The sequence below is a fragment of the Streptomyces sp. NPDC017056 genome, assembly GCF_044332485.1.
GTDB lineage: Bacteria > Actinomycetota > Actinomycetes > Streptomycetales > Streptomycetaceae > Streptomyces.
Genome location: NZ_JBIRPD010000019.1, coordinates 154,102 through 174,593, shown reverse-complemented (window position 1 = coordinate 174,593; position 20,492 = coordinate 154,102). Strand labels below are relative to the sequence as shown.

Annotated in this window: 17 protein-coding genes and 1 pseudogene; 11 read left to right on the top strand and 7 right to left on the bottom strand. The window is 73.5% G+C overall.

Annotation, left to right across the window (positions count from 1 at the left end):
* The 9 genes and pseudogenes from ACH4OW_RS30280 to ACH4OW_RS30240 all read left to right on the top strand — a co-directional run.
* Positions 1-158, top strand: a pseudogene (locus ACH4OW_RS30280) (2-hydroxy-3-oxopropionate reductase); the annotation flags it as partial.
* Positions 159-162: 4 nt separating this feature from the next.
* Positions 163-1,092, top strand: a complete 930-nt coding sequence (locus ACH4OW_RS30275) for a thiamine pyrophosphate-binding protein (protein ID WP_398030953.1) — start codon at positions 163-165, stop codon at positions 1,090-1,092.
* A 222-nt stretch (positions 1,093-1,314) separates the two neighbouring features.
* Entirely contained in the window at positions 1,315-2,784 is a 1,470-nt protein-coding gene (locus ACH4OW_RS30270) for a catalase (protein WP_398030952.1), read from the top strand.
* Positions 2,785-3,125: 341 nt separating this feature from the next.
* Entirely contained in the window at positions 3,126-3,854 is a 729-nt protein-coding gene (locus tag ACH4OW_RS30265) for a hypothetical protein (protein ID WP_360139768.1), read from the top strand.
* Between the two features lie 73 nt (positions 3,855-3,927).
* A complete protein-coding gene (locus tag ACH4OW_RS30260) occupies positions 3,928-4,632 on the top strand; it encodes an ABC transporter ATP-binding protein (protein WP_360139771.1) in 705 nt (234 codons plus the stop codon).
* A complete protein-coding gene (locus tag ACH4OW_RS30255; RefSeq protein WP_398030950.1) occupies positions 4,629-6,353 on the top strand; it encodes a DUF6297 family protein in 1,725 nt (574 codons plus the stop codon). The genes ACH4OW_RS30260 and ACH4OW_RS30255 overlap by 4 nt, the downstream gene beginning before the upstream one ends.
* Positions 6,354-6,411: 58 nt before the next feature.
* Complete coding sequence (locus ACH4OW_RS30250; protein WP_398030948.1) at positions 6,412-6,948, top strand: GNAT family N-acetyltransferase; 537 nt, start codon at positions 6,412-6,414, stop codon at positions 6,946-6,948.
* A gap of 52 nt (positions 6,949-7,000) precedes the next feature.
* Positions 7,001-8,044, top strand: a complete 1,044-nt coding sequence (locus tag ACH4OW_RS30245) for a CopD family protein (RefSeq protein ID WP_360139780.1) — start codon at positions 7,001-7,003, stop codon at positions 8,042-8,044.
* A 34-nt stretch (positions 8,045-8,078) separates the two neighbouring features.
* Positions 8,079-8,453 carry an MmcQ/YjbR family DNA-binding protein gene (locus ACH4OW_RS30240; RefSeq protein WP_398030946.1) on the top strand — a complete coding sequence of 125 codons (375 nt, stop codon included), beginning with the start codon at positions 8,079-8,081 and terminating at the stop codon, positions 8,451-8,453.
* Between the two features lie 28 nt (positions 8,454-8,481).
* Here the strand turns inward: ACH4OW_RS30240 and ACH4OW_RS30235 are convergent, their stop codons facing one another.
* Positions 8,482-10,215, bottom strand: a complete 1,734-nt coding sequence (locus tag ACH4OW_RS30235) for an AMP-binding protein (RefSeq protein WP_398030975.1) — start codon at positions 10,213-10,215, stop codon at positions 8,482-8,484.
* Positions 10,216-10,220: 5 nt separating this feature from the next.
* Positions 10,221-11,951, bottom strand: coding sequence for an AMP-binding protein (locus ACH4OW_RS30230; protein WP_398030974.1), 1,731 nt, complete (start codon positions 11,949-11,951; stop codon positions 10,221-10,223).
* Between the two features lie 138 nt (positions 11,952-12,089).
* Here ACH4OW_RS30230 and ACH4OW_RS30225 point away from each other — a divergent pair, with 138 nt between their 5' ends.
* A complete protein-coding gene (locus tag ACH4OW_RS30225; RefSeq protein ID WP_360139786.1) occupies positions 12,090-12,932 on the top strand; it encodes a LuxR C-terminal-related transcriptional regulator in 843 nt (280 codons plus the stop codon).
* A 65-nt stretch (positions 12,933-12,997) separates the two neighbouring features.
* Here ACH4OW_RS30225 and ACH4OW_RS30220 read toward each other — a convergent pair whose 3' ends face one another.
* From ACH4OW_RS30220 to mgtA, 4 genes are all read right to left on the bottom strand, one after another.
* Positions 12,998-13,345 carry a PRC-barrel domain-containing protein gene (locus ACH4OW_RS30220; protein WP_360139789.1) on the bottom strand — a complete coding sequence of 116 codons (348 nt, stop codon included), beginning with the start codon at positions 13,343-13,345 and terminating at the stop codon, positions 12,998-13,000.
* A 182-nt stretch (positions 13,346-13,527) separates the two neighbouring features.
* A complete protein-coding gene (locus tag ACH4OW_RS30215) occupies positions 13,528-14,739 on the bottom strand; it encodes a GNAT family N-acetyltransferase (RefSeq protein ID WP_360139792.1) in 1,212 nt (403 codons plus the stop codon).
* Between the two features lie 40 nt (positions 14,740-14,779).
* Positions 14,780-15,577, bottom strand: a complete 798-nt coding sequence (locus ACH4OW_RS30210) for an MgtC/SapB family protein (RefSeq protein WP_360139795.1) — start codon at positions 15,575-15,577, stop codon at positions 14,780-14,782.
* A gap of 66 nt (positions 15,578-15,643) precedes the next feature.
* Positions 15,644-18,370, bottom strand: a complete 2,727-nt coding sequence (gene mgtA / locus ACH4OW_RS30205) for a magnesium-translocating P-type ATPase (protein WP_398030943.1) — start codon at positions 18,368-18,370, stop codon at positions 15,644-15,646.
* A gap of 577 nt (positions 18,371-18,947) precedes the next feature.
* Here mgtA and ACH4OW_RS30200 point away from each other — a divergent pair.
* Positions 18,948-19,946 (top strand): endonuclease/exonuclease/phosphatase family protein, encoded by a 999-nt coding sequence (locus ACH4OW_RS30200; protein ID WP_398030941.1) that lies wholly within the window; start codon positions 18,948-18,950, stop codon positions 19,944-19,946.
* Positions 19,947-19,961: 15 nt separating this feature from the next.
* On the opposite strand, the gene ACH4OW_RS30195 is transcribed toward ACH4OW_RS30200, so the two are convergent.
* Positions 19,962-20,402: a winged helix-turn-helix transcriptional regulator gene (locus tag ACH4OW_RS30195; protein ID WP_398030940.1), complete on the bottom strand. Its 441-nt coding sequence runs from the start codon at positions 20,400-20,402 to the stop codon at positions 19,962-19,964.
* Between the last annotated feature and the right edge of the window lie 90 nt (positions 20,403-20,492).

Genomic DNA, 20,492 nt, shown 5'->3' with positions numbered 1-20,492 from the left:
TCGTCACCGACGCCGCCCGCACCGTCGGCGCCGCCCTGCCCACCGGCACCCTCGTCGCCTCCCTCGTCGCCGCCCTGCGCGCCCAAGGCGACGGCACCCTCGACCACTCCGCCCTCCTACGCGGCGTCGAACGCCTCTCCGGCCACACCACCAGCTGACAGCGTGGCCGTGCAGGTCTTCCGTTCCCGCGGCGCCACGTCCCTGCCGTGGCACGAGGCGTGTGAACAGGGCGCCGGGGTGCGGTACCTGATGGCGCCTCACGACCTGGACGCGCTTCACATGGCGGTCGGCTGGGCCCGTACGAACGGGCGGACCGGTGTCGTCGCGGCGGCCCCCGGGGCGGATATCGACGGCCTGCTCGCCGGGCTGCGGACGGCCCACGCGGACGCGGTCCCGCTGGTCTGCGTGACCGGCCGGACCGCACCGCCCGGCCGGGACGGCGCAGCGGTGCCTGCCGCCGCGCTCGTGCGGTCGGCCCGGCCGGTGGCCAAGTACGCCGTACAGGTCGAGGAACCGGCTCAGGTCCCGCAGGCCCTTCGCGCGGCCTTCCGGACCGCGCGCGAGGGCCGCCCCGGACCCGTACTGATCGACCTGCCGTACGCGACGGCCGCCCGCGACGTCTCCTTCGCGGCAGCGGACGAGGAGCACGGTGGGACGACGCACCGCACCCGCCGGTACGTGGTGTGCGGCCGGGACGGTCCGCCCGGCCGGCAGGTGGCGACCGCGATCGGCGTACGGGTGGCCTTGGAAGCGTCGGGGCACCGGGACACCACAGTCGTCGCCCTCGCCCGCGCGGACCAACTGCCGCACTCTGCTGAGGCGCTGGCCGTCGCGGCGCGGCACGAGGTGCCGTTCGTGCTGGCCGCGACCGACTCGGGCGGCGGCCGGAGCGGTGGGCGGGCGCTGGAGCTGATGCGGGCGTACGGCTGCTCGGGGCACCGGGTGGACGACGCCGGCGGCCTGCGCCCCGCGGTCGCCTGGGCCCGCAAGGAGTCCGTGACGACCGCACGGCCGGTCCTGCTGCTGGTCGCCGCGCGGACGCAGGCGCTCGCCGCACGTGTCCCGCGCCCGCGCACCTCACCCGAGGCCTGAGTTCCGAGGTCTCCCCACGTCTTCCCGGCGGCGGCGCCGACACCTGTCCTGTCGCGCCCAGGTGCCGCCGCCGGGAACCCCTGAGCGCGCCCGAAAGCCGCTCCCTGCCCCCTCCCGAGCACCGTCCCGCAACTTTTCAACAAAGTGTTGACGATGGTGGGGGTGCTCCATACGCTCCAACATGCGGAAGCCGACTTCCGCGCTCTCGTACGGAAGGTCACCATGCCGAAGCCCACGACGACGCGCCGCCTCACCACGGAAGCCGGCGCCCCGATCGCCGACAACCAGAACTCCGCCACCGCCGGCGTCGGCGGCCCGCTGCTCCTCCAGGACCAGCACCTCCTGGAGAAGCTGGCCCGCTTCAACCGCGAGCGCATCCCGGAGCGTGTCGTGCACGCCCGCGGTTCGGGCGCCTACGGCTACTTCGAAGTGACCGACGACGTCTCCCGGTTCACCCGCGCCGACTTCCTGAGCGCGGTCGGCCGGCGCACCGACCTGTTCATCCGCTTCTCGACCGTGGCCGACAACCTCGGCGGCCCGGACGCCGCCCGCGACCCGCGCGGCTTCGCCGTCAAGTTCTACACCGAGGAGGGCAATTACGACCTCGTCGGCAACAACACCCCGGTCTTCTTCATCAAGGACCCGCTGAAGTTCCCCGACTTCATCCACTCGCAGAAGCGCGACCCCTTCACGGGCAAGCAGGAGCCGGACAACGTCTGGGACTTCTGGGCCCACTCCCCCGAGGCCACCCACCAGATCACCTGGCTGATGGGCGACCGCGGCATCCCGGCCTCGTACCGGCACATGAACGGCTACGGCTCGCACACGTACCAGTGGACCAACGCCGCCGGCGAAGCCTTCTTCGTCAAGTACCACTTCAAGACCAACCAGGGCATCCGCTGCCTGGACGCCGCCCAGGGCGCCGAGCTGTCCGGCAAGGACCCCAACAGCCACCAGACCGACCTGCTCCAGTCCATCGAGCGCGGCGTGTACCCGTCCTGGACGCTGTACGTGCAGGTCATGCCGGCGGCCGAGGCGGCGGGCTACCGCTTCAACCCGTTCGACCTCACTAAGGTGTGGCCGCACGCCGACTACCCGCTCCAGCGGGTCGGCCGCCTCGTCCTGGACCGCAACCCCGACAACGTCTTCGCCGAGGTCGAGCAGTCCGCGTTCTCGCCGAACAACTTCGTGCCCGGCATCGGCCCGTCCCCGGACAAGATGCTCCAGGGCCGGCTGTTCGCCTACGCCGACGCGCACCGCTACCGCCTGGGCGTCAACCACACCCAGCTGCCGGTCAACGCGCCGAAGGCGACCGCCGCGAACAACTACGGCCGGGACGGCCTGATGGCGTCCAACGCCTACGACCGGCACGCCAAGAACTACGAGCCCAACTCCTACGACGGCCCGGCCCAGTCGGACCTGCCGCTGTCCGCGCCGCTCGCGCTCACCGGCCACACCGGCACCCACGCGGCCCCGGCGCACGCCAAGGACGACGACTTCTTCCAGGCCGGCGAGCTGTACCGGCTGATGTCGGAGGACGAGAAGAACCGTCTGGTGGCGAACATCGCCGGCGGCCTCTCGCAGGTCTCGCGCGACGACGTCGTCGAGAAGAACCTCGCCCACTTCCACGCGGCCGACCCGGAGTACGGCAAGCGCGTCGAGGCCAAGGTGCACGAGCTGCGCGAGGACTGACCCCCGGTCCGCGCGGGGCCCGACGGGAGGTCAGGACCCGCGCTTCCGTGCCGGCCGGTCCGCTGAGGGGTGGCCGGCCGGCGCGGAACTCCCGTCCGCCCGCCCCTTACCCCTCCCCCGTACCCGCCCGGCGGTGCGAACGTCATGTCGCGCCCGTCTCCCGTGCCGCCGGGCGGCACCTCATCCGCGGGCCCGGCTCCCCTGAGCCGGGTCGACGCGCATATACCGCAGGTAATTACGGCCTCTCACCGTGAACCTCCCACCAACACCGGCCGCCGGAGGGAAGATGGACGGCAGCACACGCCGAACGCGTCTGCCGACCTACCCGCCAGGAGCCGACCATGGCCGACAGCGTGCCGGTGCGCTGCCCTACCTGCCGCCGTGAGAACGCCTTCACCCCGCCCACCTTCCCGTGCGCGTGCGGTGCCCCGCTGACCCTGCCGGTGCTGCGCGGCGGTGTGCCCGTGGAGATCCTCCACCGCACGTGGCAGAGCTCCTGGGTCGAGGTGCGCTGCGACTCCTGCGGCCGGCTGGACGAGTGGCCGGCGCCGGAGTCGGGCTGCGCGTGCGGCACGGTGGTACGGGTCCCCGTCGTACCGGTACCGAACCCGCCGCCCCCGAAACCACCCGCCCCCGGCAGCCACGCGGCGAGCCCGCCCGCCGGGCCGCAGCCGGTGCTGCGGCCCGCCTTCCGCCCAGTCACCATCCGTACGGCCAGGGACTGCGTCACCGCCGCCGCCCAGTACCTCAAGTGGCTGGGCTTCACCGACGTCGCGCGGGTGCAGGAGCGCACCGCGTCCGGCGTGGACCTGCGCGGCGGGAACGTGGTGGCCCAGGTCGACCCGACGACCCGGGCGACCAGGCTGCGCGAGATCGAGTGCCTGTGGCTCAACGGCCTCAACGACTCCGCCATCGCGGTCTGCTTCTCCCTGGCCGGCTACTCCCGCGACGCCCGCGCCCGCGCCGACGAACTGCACATCCCGCTGTTCGTCATGGACCTCACCGGCACCCCTCAGCCGGTCAACGATCCGGCCGACGCCCTGATCAGAGACGGCGCCGCCCGGTGGTAGGGGCGCCGCGCGCAACGGGGTGCGGGGCTCGTTAAGGTCGGGCGAACCCACCGATTGCGTACGGAGAGGCCCGATGGCGGCGAGAACCAGCGCGGAAGCGCTGCTGCAACTGCGCGGCGTCAGCCGTCGCTACGGCGAACGGCAGGCACTGCACCCGATCGACCTCGACCTGGCCGCGGGCAGCTGCACCGCCCTGTTCGGCCACAACGGGTCCGGCAAGTCCACGCTGCTGCGCATCGCGTGCGGCCGGGACGCGCCGACCGGCGGCCGCGCCCTGTTCGCCGGCCGTCCGGTCGCCGAGGACGACCCGCAGGTACGGGCGCGGGTCGCGGTGGTCGGCGACAGCGTCGCCTGCTACCCGGACCTCACCGTCCGCGAACACCTCGAACTGGTCACGGTCGCGCACGCCGTGGACGACGCCCAGGCGTGGATCGACCAGGTGCTCGCCGACCGCCGGCTGTCCGACCACGCGCACGCGCTGCCGGGTTCGCTCTCCTCCGGCCAGCTGCAGTCGCTGCTGCTGGCCGCCGCCCTGGTCAGGCCGCGTGACCTGCTGGTACTGGACGAACCCGAGCAGCGGCTCGACCCCGACGCGCGGGCCCGCCTCGCCGACCTCCTGGTCGCGGAGAAGGCGGACGGGGTGGCGGTACTGCTCGCCACCCACCAGGCGGAGCTGGCCGAGGCGGTCGCGGACCGCATGATCGCGCTGGAGGACGGCCGGGTCGTCGGCCGGGGCAGTCCGGCGGCGGTGCTGCGGGAACTGGGCGTGCGGTCATGAGCGTGCGGGGTACGGACATGGACGCCGAAGCCGCGGACGAGACGGAGAACGAGGCGGCCGGCCAGTACGACGACGAACCCCCGTGGTCCGAGGAGGACGACGACCGCACCGCCGAGACACTGCGCTGGCTGCGCGCCAAGCGCCGCGCCCACCAGCGCCAACGCCGCCGGGACCGGGCCGTCCTCGCCTACTGCGTCGTACTGGCGGTCATCGGCTACGGAAGCGGCTACGCCTACCGCTTCCTGCAACAGCTGAAGCTGGGCGCCGACTACGGCAGCCTCGGCGCGGACCTCCAGCGCTCCCTTCCGGCCGTCTTCGTCACCGTCACGCTCGGGCTGGCCGTGCTCGCCGCCCGCGACGCGCTGTGGCGCGGGCCCGTCGTGGTGTCCGGGCCGTCCGTCGGCTGGCTGCTCGCACAGCCCGTACGGCGCGGCGCGGTCCTGCGGCCCGGCTTCCGGCTCTCCGCCGGGACGGCCGCGGGCGCAGGCGTGCTGGTGGCCGCGGCCGCCGCCGTCGTCCTCCAGGTGACCGGCCTGACGTCGTTCGGCGGCGCGCTGGCGGCGGCGCTCCCGGCCGGGCTCTGCCTGCCGCTGCTGGCCGTCTCGCTGGGCATGGCGGTGGAGCGCAGACCGCGGCTGACCCGGCACGTACGGCGGCTGACCGCGCCCGCCGCCCTCCTGCTGGCCCTGTCCGCCGGCCAAGCCGCGCTGGCCGGCACCGGCCGCCGCTGGGCGCCCCTGGAAGCGGTCGAACTGTGGTCGGGCCCGTGGGGCTGGGCGGCGCAACCGGTCGTGGCGGTGACCGGCGGGCAGGCGCCGGGGTGGCCCGTCGCCGTCGCCCTCCTCCTGGCCGTCACCGCGGCGGCCGTCCTTTACGCGCACCGGGACGCCGCGCACGTGCCCAACGCCCAGTTGCGCAGCCGCGCGGCGACGACCTCGGCCGTCACGTCCGGTGTGCTCGCGCTGGAGCTGCGGGCCGCGAAGCTGGCGCTCCTGGAGGCTGGCGGCGACGAACCGAAGCGGCGGCTGCGACTGCCGCCGCCACCGCACCGGTACCTGGCCGTGGTCTGGCGCGACCTGCTGACGCTGCTGCGCACGCCCGGCCGGCTGGGGCGGGCGTGCGCCTGGACGGCCGCGGCCGCCGCGGCAGCGGGCCTCGGCGCCGGACCGGTCGCCGAACAGCGCGTGACCGGCCTGGTCGTGGGGCTGCTGTGCGGGTACGCCGCGGTCGGCGCCCTCGCCGAACCGGCGCGCCTGGAGACGGACAACGTACGGCGCGCGGCCTGGTCGCCGTTCCGGCTGCGGACGCTGATGCTGCACCACGCGATCGTCCCCGCGGTGCTCGGCGCGCTGCTGGGCCTGCTCGCCGCGGTGCCGTACGCGCTGGCCGGCGCGGCGTGGGCGCTGCTGCTGATGCCGCTGTGCGCGGTGCCGTTCGCGGCGGCCGCGGTGTTCGGCGCCTGCCGCGGTCCGGCGCGCACGGACCTGCTGTTCCTCGGCGGCGCGACCCCGATGGGCGGGCCGGGCCCGTTCCTGTTCGCCGCGTGGTACGCGGCCGGCCCGCTGGTCTCGGTCACCGGCCTGACCCTCGTACTGAACACGCCACTCGCCCACGGCCCCGGCGCCCGGTCCGTACTCCCCGTGGCCGTCATGGCGGCACTCCTCACGACCGGCCTCCTGCTCTTCGCCGCCCGCTCGGCGGACCGACTCCTGAGGCACTGAGCCCCGGGCCGGACGAAAACCGGCTGCCGCGCGCGGCGCGACCTGCGACGGTGCTCGTATGAACGCACCTGACCACCACCCCGTCGTCCGCGCGGCCGCCCCCGGCGACCTCCCCGCGCTGCGCGCCGTCGAGCGCGCGGCCGGGGAGGTTTTCCGCACCCTGGGCATGGACTCCATCGCGGACGACGAACCGCCGTCGCTGACGGAACTGGCCCGGTACCAGCGGGCGGGCCGCGCCCTGGTCGCCTGCGACCGGACGCGGGACGGTGCGCCGCTCGCGTACCTGCTCTGGGAACCGGTCGACGGCTGCGCCCACGTCGAGCAGGTCTCGGTCCACCCGGCCGCCGCACGCCGCGGCCTCGGGCGCGCGCTGATCGAGCGGGCGTGGCAGGACAGCGGCCTGCCGTCGCTGACCCTCACCACCTTCGCCGGCGTCCCGTGGAACGCCCCGTACTACGCCCGTCTCGGCTTCCGCGTCCTGCCGGACGCCGAATTCACCCCGGGCCTCCGGGAGATCCGCCACCGGGAACGGGAACTGGGGCTGGACCGGTGGGAGCGGGTGTGCATGCGGCGGGACGGTGGCCTGGTCGGGTGACCTCTGGGGCGCCCCGCTTGCCCGGTCTCCGGCCGCCGGGGACCATCGCCGGATGAACCCACCTCAACCGGCTTCCCAACCCGCCCCCGGCCCCGCCGTGACGGGGGCCGGCGACGAGGCGCCCGGTGCGGACGCGGCGCCCGCACGCCGATGGTCCGTCCGCCGGGTGTGCGCCGTGTTCGCAGCCGCCTGCGTCGCGGCTCTCGTACCGCTCCTCGGCACCGGGCTGGCGGTGGACGAGTCGGCCGAGATCCGATTACCCGGGGACGGGGGCGCCGCTTTTCTGCGGGCGGTGTTGGTTGCCGCGTTGTGTGTGCATGTGGGTGAGTTGGCCGGGGTGCGGCTCGCGCGGCGGGTGGGGGGTGCTTCGGCGGGGTTGCCGCGGGGCTGGGCCGTGCGGGCGGCGTGGCTCGGGGTGGTGGCGGCGGTGGGGCAGTTGTTGCTGGTGGCGGGGAGCGGGTCGCCGGTGGCCGGGGTGTCGGGGCCGGCGCTCGCCGCCGCGTACGGGACCCGGCCCGGCCTGCTGGCCTTGCTGGAGGCGAACGCGTTCGTGCTGGCCGCTCTGTGTGCCGCGTCAAGGCGGCCGGTGCTGGCCCTCGTTCCGCTGGCCGGTGTCGTGTTCGGGGAGGCGTTGCGGGCCCACCCCGAGGCCGGTACGCCGGAGGTCGGCGTCGCGCTCACTCTCGTGCATCTGACGGCGACGGCGCTGTGGGCGGGTGGCCTGGTGCACGTGCTGCGGACCCGGTGGCGGTGGCGGCACGACGCGGTGGCGGGGCGGGAGTTGCTGGTGCGGTACGCGCGGCCGGCGGCGCTGCTGTTCGCCGCGATCGCGGTGACCGGTGTGTGCAGTACGCTGCGCCGGCTGCCGCTCGGAGACGCGTTCGGCACGGCGTACGGGCGTGTGCTGGTGGCCAAGCTGGTGCTCGTCCTGGTCGTGGGCGGGCTGGCGCTGGCCGCCCGCGGACGGTTGCGGCGGGAGGCGGGGGTGCCGGGGGCGGCCACCGGGCCGGCCCGCGCCGAGGTGGTGGCGCTGGCGGCCGTGGTGGTGGTGTCCGCCGTGCTGACCGCCGTACCGCTGCCGCCCGCGCCGGGGTGAGAGCCGGTATGCGCTCGCGCGCGATAATGCCCGTATGTTCGATGCGAAGCGGCTGCGGGCCGTCTGCCTGGACTTCAACGGGGCGTTCGAGGAGTTCCCGTTCCCCGGGAACCGGGAGGTGGCCACGTTCAAGGTCGGCGGGAAGATCTTCGCGCTGAGCAGCCTGGACGCCGCGCCGCTGAGCGTGAGTCTCAAGTGCGACCCCGATCTGGCGGAGCGGCTGCGCGCCGCGCACCCGGAGATCGTGCCGGGCTACCACCTCAACAAGCGGCACTGGAACACCGTTTCGCTGGCGGGCGCGCTGGACGACCGGCTCGTCCTGGACATGATCGAGGATTCGTACGATCTCGTCGTGTCGCGGCTGCCGCGCGCGCAGCAGCTGGTGCTGGACTGGCCGGGCCGCGCCTGATCCCACGGCGCGCGACCCGGCCGTGGCGTTACGTCTGGGCCGCTTCGACGGGCCCGGTCTGCCCCGGCGTCGCGGCCGGCGGCTCCTGCCGCGCCGCCGCCAGCTGCGCGGCCAGCCGTTCCCGCAGTTCGACCTTCCTGACCTTGCCGCTGACGGTCATCGGGAAGGCGTCGAGGAGGTGCACGTACCGCGGCACCTTGTAGTGGGCCAGCCGTGAGCGGCAGTACCGTGCCAGCTCGTCGCGGGTGAGCCCGTCGGCGGGGTCGCGCAGGATGACGCAGGCGGCGATCTCCTCGCCGTACTTGGCGTCCGGGACGCCGACCACCTGTACGTCGGCGATCTTGGGATGGGTGTAGAGGAACTCCTCGATCTCCCGCGGATAGACGTTCTCGCCGCCCCTGATGATCATGTCTTTGATGCGGCCGACGATCCGCAGGTAGCCGTCGTCGTTCATCACCGCGAGGTCGCCGGTGTGCATCCACCGGTCCGCGTCGATGGCCTCGTCCGTGCGCTCCGGCTCCTCCCAGTAGCCCAGCATCACGCTGTAGCCGCGGGTGCACAGCTCGCCCGGCTCGCCGCGCGGTACCGTCGCGCCGGTCGCCGGGTCCACCACCTTGACCTCGATGTGCGGCAGTACGCGGCCCACCGTGCCGGTGCGGTGCGCCAGGTCGTCGTCGCGCCGCGTCTGGGTGGAGACCGGCGAGGTCTCGGTCATGCCGTAGCAGATGGAGACCTCGGCCATGTGCATCTCGGAGACGACCCGCCGCATCACCTCCTCCGGGCACGGCGAGCCCGCCATGATCCCGGTGCGCAGGGAGGTCAGGTCGTACGTGGCGAAGTCCGGGTGGTCCAGCTCGGCGATGAACATCGTCGGTACGCCGTACAGGGAGGTGCAGCGCTCCTCCTGGACGGCCCGGAGGGTGGCGGCGGCGTCGAAGGCGGGGGCCGGGATGACGATGCAGGCGCCGTGCGAGGTGGCGCCGAGGTTGCCCATCACCATGCCGAAGCAGTGGTAGAAGGGCACCGGCAGGCAGACCCGGTCGTGTTCGGTGTAGCCGACCGTCTCGCCCACCCAGAAGCCGTTGTTGAGGATGTTGTGGTGGGAGAGGGTGGCGCCCTTCGGGAAGCCGGTGGTCCCGGAGGTGTACTGGATGTTGACCGGGTCGTGCGCCGACAGTTCCTTCGCGACGTCGGTGAGCTTGGCGTACGGCACGCCGGCGCCGGCCGCCAGCAGGCCGTCCCAGGTGGGGTCGTCGATGTAGATCACATCGCGCAGTGCCTGGCTCTCGGCGCGCACCTGCTCGATCATCCGCCGGTAGTCGCTGGTCTTGTGGGCGACGGCGGAGACCAGGACGCTCATGCCGGCCTGCTTGAGCACATACGCCAATTCGTGCACACGGTAGGCCGGATTGATGTTGACCATGACGGCGCCGATGCGGGCGGTGGCGTACTGCACCAGGACCCATTCCGGGCAGTTGGGCGCCCAGATGCCGACCCGGTCACCCTTTCGCACGCCCTTGGCGAGCAGCCCGAGGGCCACCTCGTCCACCGCCCGGCCCAGCTCCGCGTACGTCCAGCGGCGGCCGCCCGCCACGTCGACCAGCGCCTCGCGGTCGCCGAAGAGCCGGATCGCGCGCTCCAGGTCGGCGCCGATGGTGCGGACGAGCAGCGGCTCGTCGGTGGCTCCGCGCGCGTACGACAGCCGTTCGCTCTGCACGGCGTCCTCCCTGGGTCCCGGTGGGTGGCCCGGCGGCCTGCTCATGTCGGTCATCGGTGGTCTTCCTCTCGGTACTCGGCGGCCCCGCCGCCCTCGGCGGCGGTGCGTTCGCGCAGTTCCACGCGACGGATCTTGCCCGAGACCGTCTTGGGCAGTTCCGCGAACTCCAGCCGCCTGACGCGCTTGTACGGGGCGAGCACCGCGCGGGAGTGCGCGAAGAGCACCGCGGCGGTCTCCGGTCCAGGCTCCCAGCCGGCGGCCAGCACCACGTACGCCTTGGGAACCGCCAGCCGGACGGGGTCGGGCGCCGGGACCACGGCGGCCTCGGCGACCGCCTCGTGCTCCAGCAGGGCGCTCTCCAGCTCGAAGGGTGAGATCTTGTAGTCGGAGGCTTTGAAGACGTCGTCGGCGCGGCCGACGTAGGTCAGGTAGCCGTCGCCGTCTCGACTGCCGATGTCGCCGGTGCGGTAGTACCCGCCGGCCATCGCCTCCGCGGTGCGCTCCGGGTCGCCGTGGTAGCCGGTGGTCAGGCCCACGGGGCGCGCCGACAGGTCGAGGGCGATCTCCCCCTCGTCGGCGGGCCGGCCGCTCACCGGGTCCAGCAGGACGACCTCGAAGCCCGGGGTGGGGCGGCCCATGGAGCCGGGCTTGAGGGGCTGGCCCGGGGTGTTGGCGACCTGGACGGCGGTCTCGGTCTGGCCGAAGCCGTCCCGGATGGTGACGCCCCACGCCTCCCGCACCCGTTCGATGATCTCCGGGTTGAGCGGCTCGCCGGCCGCGACGATCTCGCGCGGCGGGTTCCGCAACATCGTCAGGTCGGCCTGGATGAGCATCCGCCACACGGTGGGTGGCGCGCAGAAGCTGGTGACGCCCGCCCGGTCCATCTCCGCCATCAGCCGGGCCGCGTCGAAGCGGGTGTAGTTGTGGATGAAGACGGTGGCCTCGGCGTTCCAGGGGGCGAAGAGGTTGGACCAGGCGTGCTTGGCCCAGCCGGGTGAGGAGATGTTGAGGTGGACGTCGCCGGGTTTGAGGCCGATCCAGTACATCGTCGCCAAGTGGCCGACGGGGTAGGAGGTGTGGGTGTGTTCCACCAGCTTGGGGCGGGCCGTGGTGCCGGAGGTGAAGTAGAGCATCAGGGGGTCGTCCGCCCGGGTGGGTCCCGTGGGCTCGTACGTTTCGGGGGCGGTGTACGCGTCCTCGTAGGCGAGCCAGCCCGCGGCGGCCGTCGCGGCGTCGCCGCCGACCGCGATGCGGGTGTAGTCGCCCGCGACGTCCGCGAACTTGCCGGTGTCCGAGGCCCGTACGAGCACGTGCCGGGCCCGGCCGCGCGCGACGCGGTCGGCCAGGTCGAGCGGGCCGAGCAGCGGGGTGGCGGGGATGACGACGGCGCGCAGCTTCATGGCGGCGAGGGCGGTCTCCCACAGCTCGGCCTGGTTGCCGAGCATGACCACGATCCGGTCGCCGGCCCGTACGCCCTGTGCGGCCAGCCAGTTGGCAGCCCGGTTCGAGACGCGGCGCAGCTCGTCGAAGGTGCGGCGGGTGTGGGTGCCGTCCTCCTCGACGATGTGCAGGGCGGTGCGGTCGTTGCCCTCGGCGATGTGGTCGAACCAGTCCAGCGCCCAGTTGAAGTGCTCGGGGCGCGGCCAGACGAAGCCCTCGCGCACGCTGTCGTAGTCCTCGCGGTGGCGCAGGAGGAAGTCGCGTGCGGTGCGGAACTCCGTGGTGGGGTCCGGGGACGTCGCCGCACCCGGCACTTCCGTAACACCAGCAATCCCGCCCATACCGTCCGTACCGCCCGCCGCATCTGTCTCGCGCGTGTCCGCCATGTGTCCTCCTCATTGCCGCACCGCCTACCGCCATCGTGTAATCAGTGACGCAGGTCTCACCACCCCCGAACGGGGGGAAGCGGAGGTTTCGACGTGCGGGTCGAGTCAGAGTCCGGCGGGTCCGTGGACGTACGGGCGGCGCTGTTGCGGCTGCGGCGGGCCAGCGGCCTGCCCGTGGCGTTCGGGGGACTGCGGTCCGGCCCCGGCCGCTACCGCATCAGCGAGCTGACGGGCGCCAGAACCGGCTCGCTGCACGGGCTGGCCATCCGGCACGGCAACGGCCTCGGCGGCAAGGCGGCGGCGCTCACCCGCCCCTTCGCGGTGACCGACTACCGCTCCTCCCCCGTGATCAGCCACGAGTACGACGCGGCCGTGGCCGCCGAGGGGCTGTGCTCCGTACTCGCGGTGCCGGTGGTGGTGCGGCGGCGGGTGCGCGGGGTCCTGTACGGGGCGCTGCGCGACCCGGTGCGGATCGGCGACCGCCCGCTGTCGGCCGCGATGGAGGCCGCCCGCGAACTGGAGCAGGCGCTGCTGCTCCAGGACGAGGCGCAACGGCTGCTGTCGGTCGCCCGGCAGCCGACGGCCGCCGATCCGGCGATGTGGGAGGAGGTCCGGGAGGCGCACGGCGATCTGCGGGCGCTGGCCCAGCGGGTCGCCGACCCGGTGCTGCGCCAGGAGATGCTGGCGGCGTGCGGGCGGCTGGCGGCGGCGTCCGCTCCCGGGGGCGGCGCGGCGGACGGGACCGTGCTGGCGCCGCGTGAGGTGGACGTCCTGGCGTGCGTGGCCTCGGGCGCGACGAACGCGTCGGCGGCGGAACGGCTGGGACTGCGCCCGGAGACGGTCAAGAGCTACCTGCGGTCCGCCATGCGCAAGCTGGGCGCGCACTCACGGCTGCAGGCCGTGGTGGCGGCACGCCGGGCGGGGCTGCTGCCGTAGCGGCGCGCGGGCCGGGGCACCGGCGCCGGCGGGCGGGGCCGGTGCCCCGCCCGCCGGGCGTGGTGTCACTTGTGGTGCGGCTGGTAGTACGTGCCGAGCTGCTGGTGGTAGTCCGGGTTGCCGAGGTGCTTCTCCTTGTCGAACTCCGGGGAGTTCTTGATCTCCTCCTTGGTGCGGGAGACGTAGATCTTGCGCTCGGCGGTGTCCACCGAGGCGATGACGCCGGCGGGCAGCAGCACCTGCTTGCCGAAGATCCAGACACCGGTGTCGACCACGATCCAGGCGGCGCCCACCTCGTCGGAGTGCTTGTCGACCTTGCCGATGCCGCCGTCCGTGGCCTCGACCTTGAACCCGACGAGGTCCGTGCCCGCCGTGTGGCCGGCGGCGGCCGGGTAGCCCCAGATGTCGCTCATCGAACGCTCCTTCGCGCGATCGGGTCATCGGAACACGGCGCCGGGTGCCCGGCCGCACCGCACCCAAACGGCGGCACGGCCCGGCCCGGCCGCTTCCGGCCACGGAGACGGCAGTCCGCGCCGCCGAACGCGACGCCCACCCCCGTGAAAGGCACTCCCGCGGTGTGGCGCGGGGCCGTTCGTCAGTAGTCCTCGCCGGTGAACGGCAGGTACTCCGTCTCCAGGGCGGCGTCCAGCAGGCGGGCCGCGCCCGGCGTACGCTCCTCGGCCAGCCCTGCCCGCACCAGCCGGCGCAGCCGGGTGCCGCCGAGGTAGCAGGCCGCCAGTTCCCTGACGTCCAGCGCCAGGTCGGCCGGGGCGCCGGTGGGCTCGTACACGGCGCCGGACGGGCCCGCCACCAGCCGGAAGCGGCCCGCGTTGGCGGGCAGCGCGCGGTCGCGTACGTCCAGTACGAGGTCGGCCGGCGCGGCCCACGAGCGGGCGGTCAGGGCGGCGGCCACGTCCACCAGCCGCAGCCACAGCGCCGGCCACTGGCCGGTGACCCGCACCCGGTCGCGGTCGGCGGCGAAGAGCAGCAGCGGGTCGTCGGCGGGCACCGCCCAGGCGCGCACCTTGCGCGTCAGGTCGATGGACGCGAGGTAGGTCCAGAGGGCCGCTGCGGCCGGCGCGTCGGCCGCCTCCATCTCCTGGACGTTCACCGTGCCCTTGTCGCCTACCTGGTAGAGGGCGTAGCCGGCGGCCGGCGCGCCCTTCCCGCCGAGGACGACGACGCACGGAGGGCCGCCGCCGTCGCTGTCGCCGTCCTCGTCGTCGGCGAGCACCGAGCGCCGCCACCACGCCTCGTCGCGGGCGAGCCGGCCGCCGCGCCGTGCCCGGCCCGCCTCGTACAGCGGCCCGATCACGGGCACGGCGTCCTTCGGGTCCAGCAGCCGCAGCGGGCGGCCGTCGGGCGTGATGCGCAGGTCCAGCGGGCGGGTGGAGTCGATCTCGACGGTGTACGCCTCGGTGGCGGTGCCGAAGCCGAAACGGCCGTAGATCGCGTCCTCCGACGCCCACAGGCAGGCCAGCGGCTGTCCGGCGGCGGCGCAGCGGCGCCACAGTGCGCCCATCATGCCGGTCAGGGCGCCGCGCCGCCGGTGGGTGGGCGCCACCGACACGAAGTCCAGCCCGGCGGCGGGCAGTTCGCCGCCCGGTACGGAGAGGCGCAGCCGGTGCGCCGCGGTGAACCCGACGAGGTCCTCGCCGTCGTACGCGCCCAGCCGGTCGCAGTCCAGCATCGCTTCGCGGTGGCGCTTGCGGGTCGCGTCGCCGGCCTTTGCGTGGAAGGCGAGATAGGAGAGGTCGAGCGCCCGGTCGACATGTGCTTCGGGGAGGTCCCGGATGTCTGTCGTCACCTGTGGAAGCTAACCCGGGCCCCGCCCGCCGTCATCCGGTTTATTTCACACCCCGGCGGCGCCCGGCGCCCGGGCGCGGGCCGTCGTAGTCCTCCTCGGCGCCGTCCGGGTTGTTCACGACGGTCCAGCTCACGGCCGACACCGCGGGCTCCAGCGACAGCCTGCTGACGGCCTCTTCGAGCAGGCTGTCGTCGCGCCGCTCGGTGGTCAGCTCCGCGGCGACGGTGACCTTCGGCGCCGCCTCGCCGTCCCGTCCCGCGGCCCCGTCGTCCCGGCTGTGCACCGCCCGCAGCCGGAAGCCCGGCCGGCTGACGGCCTGGACGACCAGTGCCCGGATGTGCGCCTCCTCGGGTTCGGCGCACACCGCCTCGAAGTAGTAGTCGGTCGCCACTTCCGCGCCGCCGCCCGGCTCCCGGTCCATGCGCCGGCCCAGCGGCCGCAGCACCAGGTTGGCGCCGACCACGCCGGCCGTGCCCAGCGCCGCGACCACGTACAGCCCGGTCCCCGCCAGGGCGCCGACCGCGGCCGAGCACCACAGCGTCGCCGCGGTGTTCAGGCCGCGCACGCTCAGTCCGTCGCGCATGATGACGCCGGCGCCGAGGAAGCCGATGCCGGAGACGATCTGCGCGGCGACCCGAGAGCCGTCGTAGCCGGTGGTGCTGGTCGCGGCCGCGAAGCCGTACTGCGACAGCAGGACGAAGAGCGCGGCACCGGCGGCGACCAGCGCGTTGGTCCGCAGCCCCGCCATCCGGGCGCGCCACTGCCGCTCCAGGCCGATGACCGCCCCGAAACCCAGCCCTGCGGCGATGTTGCCCGCCAGCTGCCACTCGTTCACCATGATCCGCGCTCCTCCTCGATGCGCCGGTGCGGGGGCCGCCCGGGGCGGCCCCTCTCCATCGGCGGTTCACAGCCAGGTGTTGAACCGGCGGATGTACCAGGTCTTCACGCCCTGGGTCAGCAGGCAGTACGCCAGCAGCGTCCCGGCCAGCCACGGGAAGTAGCTCACCGGCAGTGCCGTCAGGCCGAGGGCCGGGGCCAGCGGTGAGAAGGGCAGCGCGATGCCGAAGGCCATGACCAGGCCGGTCATCAGCAGCACCGGCCAGGTGGCGCGGGACCGCAGGAACGGGATCTTGCGGGTGCGCAGCATGTGCACCACGAGCGTCTGCGTCAGCAGTCCCTCGACGAACCAGCCGGACTGGAACAGCGCCTGGTGCGCCTCGCCGTCCGCCCCGAAGACGTGCCACATCAGCAGGAAGGTGGTGATGTCGAAGACCGAGCTGGTCGGGCCCAGGACCAGCATGAAGCGCCCGATGCCCCGGGCGTCCCAGGTCCGCGGCTTGCGCACGTACTCCTCGTCCATCCGGTCCCAGGGCGTGGCGAGCTGCGAGATGTCGTAGCAGAGGTTCTGTACGAGCAGCTGGGTGGCCAGCATCGGCTGGAACGGCAGGAAGGCGGAGGCGGCCAGGACCGAGAAGACGTTCCCGAAGTTCGAGGAGGCCGTCATCTTGATGTACTTGATGGTGTTGCCGAAGGTCCGGCGGCCCTGGAGGACGCCCTGTCCGAGGACGGTCAGGTCCTTCTCCAGCAGGATGATGTCCGCGGACTCCTTGGCGATGTCGACGGCGGTGTCCACCGAGACGCCGACGTCCGCCTCGCGCAGCGCCGCGGCGTCGTTGATGCCGTCGCCGAGGAAGCCGACGGTGTGCCCCGCGCCCTGGAGCGCGCGGACGATCCGGGCCTTCTGCACGGGGTTGACCTTGGCGAACACGGTCGTCGTACGGACCAGCGCGGCCAGCTCCGCCTCGTCGAGGAGGTCGAGGTACGGCCCGGTGACGACGGTGCCCACCTCGATGCCGACCTCGTCGCACACCCGCGCCGCGACCAGCTCGTTGTCGCCGGTGACGACCTTGACGGCGATGCCGCTGCCGGCCAGCGCCCGCAGCGCCTCGGCGGCGTCCCGCTTCGGCGGGTCGAGGAAGGCGAGGAAGCCCCGCAGGGTCAGCCCGGTCTCGTCGCCGACCCCGTACGTCTCGCGGGTGGCGGGCAGCGTACGGGTCGCCACCGCCAGGACCCGCAGTCCCTGCCGGTTGTGGTTCTCGGCGGTCAGGGTGACCTGCCGGCGCAGCGCGTCGGTCAGCTCCACGCGCTGCCCGCCGTCGACGAGGTGGGTGCACAGCGCCAGGACCTCTTCCACGGCCCCCTTGGTGACGAGGAGGTGTTCCGGGGCCGGCCCTTCGAGGTCGTTGCGCCGCAGCACCACCGACATCCGGCGCCGCGCGAAGTCGAAGGGGACCTCGTCGACCAGCGTGAACCGCGCGTCGACGACCACCTCCTCGGCCTCGTGCACCCGGTCGACGACGGCCTGGTCCATGAGGTTGCGCAGCCCCGTCTGGAAGTGGCTGTTGAGGTAGGCGTACTCCAGTACCTCGCCGTCCTCGTGGCCGCGTACGTCGAGGTAGCGGTCCAGGACGACGCGGTCCTCGGTCAGGGTGCCGGTCTTGTCCGTGCACAGCACGTCCATCGCGCCGAGGTTCTGGATGGCGTTCAGGCGCTTGACGACGACCTTGCGCTTCGCCATGGCGACCGCGCCGCGCGCCAGGTTGGTGGTGACCACCATCGGCAGCATCTCGGGCGTCAGGCCGACCGCGACGGCCACACCGAAGGTGAACGCCTCGGCCCAGTCGCCCTTGGTGAGGCCGTTGACGGCGAACACCAGCGGCACCATCACCAGCATGAAGCGGATCAGCAGGAAGCTGACCTTCTTCACCCCCGCGTCGAAGCCGGTCTCGGGGCGCTCGCCCGCCAGCGAACCGGCCATCGAACCGAAGTAGGTGTCCGAGCCGGTGGCCACGACCACTCCGGCCGCGGTACCGGAGGTGACGGACGTGCCCGCCAGCACCAGATTGCCGGCCTCCACCGGGTCGGCGGTCGCGTGCCGGCCGTCGTCCTCGGCCCGGGTGTCGGCCTTGGCGACGGGCAGCGACTCGCCGGTCAGCGCGGCCTGGGCGACCATGAGGTCCTTGGCGGACAGCAGCCGCAGGTCGGCCGGTACGAGGTCGCCGGCGGCCAGCTTGACGATGTCGCCGCGCGCGACGTCCGCCACGGGGATCTCGACGGTGGTCGGCGCCTGCGCCCGACCGGCCCGGCGCTGTACGGCGGTGGTCGTGGTGACCAGGGCGCGCAGCGCGGCGGCTGAGCTGCCCGAGCGGTACTCCTGCCAGAACCGCAGCAGTGCGCTGATCAGCACCATCGCGCCGAGGATCGGGATCTTCGGGTCGAAGGGCTCCTCGTCGGCGACCTGGAGCCACTGCGCGTACATGACGGCCGCCAGGGCGGTGAGCACGAGGATGAACGGGTTCCAGAACGCCTTGGCCAGCTGCACGTACCAGCGCGGCGGGCGCTCGTGCGCGATGACGTTGGGCCCGTAGCGCTCCAGGCGGGCCACGGCGTTCTCGTGCAGCAGGCCGTCGCGGCCGGTGTGCAGGTCCTGGAGGACCCGGGACGCCGGGCGTGCGCTGATCGCGGCCAGGTTCTCGGCGACGGCGCGGGTACGGGCTGCCAGCTCGGCGGCCTTCCGCTCCCGGCGGCGGCCCGGCGGCGCGAGCTTCTCGGGGGTGAGCAGTTCGGTCATGGCAGAACCTCCCTCCGTACGAGGGCTCGGCGGCACCGGGGCATGACGGCATGAAGGCATGGCGGCACGACCCGGTGGCGCGGGGCCCCGGCACAAAGAAATTTCGTTTATCCGTGACGTGGAATCACGAGAAAGGGAAAAAGAAAGCACGCCGATATGCGTCACGGCACAGCCGTGCGCATTTCCGCGCGCGGCGGGTCGGGCGCGACGCACGGAAAAGAGCACGGAAAGACGGAACGCGGAGAAGAAACGGCCGGGGCGGCGGACGCCCGGTGGTTCTCAGCGGTATCGGCACACAGCGTGGCGGTACACCGGCCCCTGCGGGGCGCCGGTGTCAGCTCACGGTGAAATCAGCAGTCAGCACACTGCAACGCTGCGGCAAGGACTTCCTTCGGGACTCATCCCGATCACCTCCTTGCTCGCGCGGACACAAACCCGGGCGCCGCGCGTTCCGGCGCCCGCACCACCGAATAATGCCATACCCGGCCCGCCGACCCCTGCCTCTTTGGGCCAAGAATTCCCCAAACACCGGTGTGATCCGCCTCGCACCCACCGGCCGGTACGGCATCATCGCCCTATGGTGACGGGAAATGCCGCGGCCGCCGCGACCGGTACGGCACCACGACGGCGGCGGGCGGCCGTAACCGTCGCGTCCGCACTTCTCCTCGTCGCCACCGTTCCGCTCGTCTTCCGCGCCGCCGGTTCGGACGGCGTGACGCCCGTACCGCAACTGCTCGCCTTCCTGCCCTGGCTGCTGGTGCCCGCCGGGCTCGGCCTGGTCCTGTCCCTCGCGGCGCGCTGGCGGCCCGGCCTGTTCTGGGCCGCCGCCGTGCTGCTCGGTCTGACGGCGTTCGTCCGTCCGTACGGCGGCGACGGCCCCGCACCGCACGGTCCGCCCCTCGCCCGCCTCCGCGTCCTCACCGCGAACCTCGAATTCGGCCGGGCCACGGACGGGTTACTGGCCGCGCTGCGCCGGGAGCGTCCCGACCTCGTCGCGGTCCAGGAGTGCGATCCGGAGCGCTGCGCCGCTGCCCTGGCCTCCCCTGCCGTACGCGCCGCCTACCCCTTCCGCATCCTCGCCGGGCACGGCGCGTCCGAGGGCTCCGCCGTGCTGAGCCGGTTCCCGCTGCGTCCGGACGGCGCGGTGCCGGGCGAACTCGCCATGCCCCGCGCGGCCGTCACCGTCTCAGGCCGCCGCCTGCGCTTCCAGGTCGCCCACCCCATGCCCCCGCTGCCCGGTTCCCTGCACGCCTGGCGCACCGAACTGGGGCGCCTCCGCGACCTCGCCGCGTCCCGCGGCGCCGAACCGCTCGTCATGGCGGGCGACTTCAACTCCTCGCAGGACCACGCCGCCTTCCGGTCCGTCCTGCACACCGGCCTGCGCGACAGCGCCGCCGCGACGGGCAGTCCCCGGACCCCGACCTGGCCCGCCCGCACCGCTCCCGTACTGGGCGCCCAGATCGACCACATCCTGGTCGGCGACGCTCTGCGTCCGCGCACGGCCCGCTTCCTGGATCTGCCGGGCTCGGATCACCGGGGGCTGGTCGCGGACTTGGAACTGTATGCGGCACGCTGAGGTGTCCGCCCCTCCTCAGCCCTCGCCTTGCCCCTGGTCCCGTTCGCGGCTGTCGTACGCGGCGCGCGCCTCGGCGATCTCCCCCTGGTGCTCCTCGGTCCAGGTGACCAGCGCCTGGATGGTGTCGTGCAGGGTCGCGCCCAGCGGCGTCAGCTCGTAGTCGACCCGGGGCGGGACGACGGCGTGCACGGTGCGGCGCACGAGCCCGTCGCGTTCGAGCTGGCGCAGGGTGACCGTCAGCATCCGCTGGCTGATGCCGTCGATCTCGCGGCGCAGTGCGGTGAAGCGCAGCGTGCGGCGGTCCAGCAGCGCGATGACGAGCAACGACCACTTGTCGGCGACCCGGTCGAGGATCTGCCGGACCTCGCAGCCCTCCCGTACGTCCCACTGCCGGGCGTCGTAGTCGCAGTCGGTTACTTCCCCGTGCCCGGGTGACTTCAAAGTGCCTTCTTCCACGGTTGTCCACAGTGCCGCACGATGTGGTCGGTAACAAGAGGTAACCGACCAACGGCAGGGGAACCGAGCCATGCATCCGGACTCCGCGGG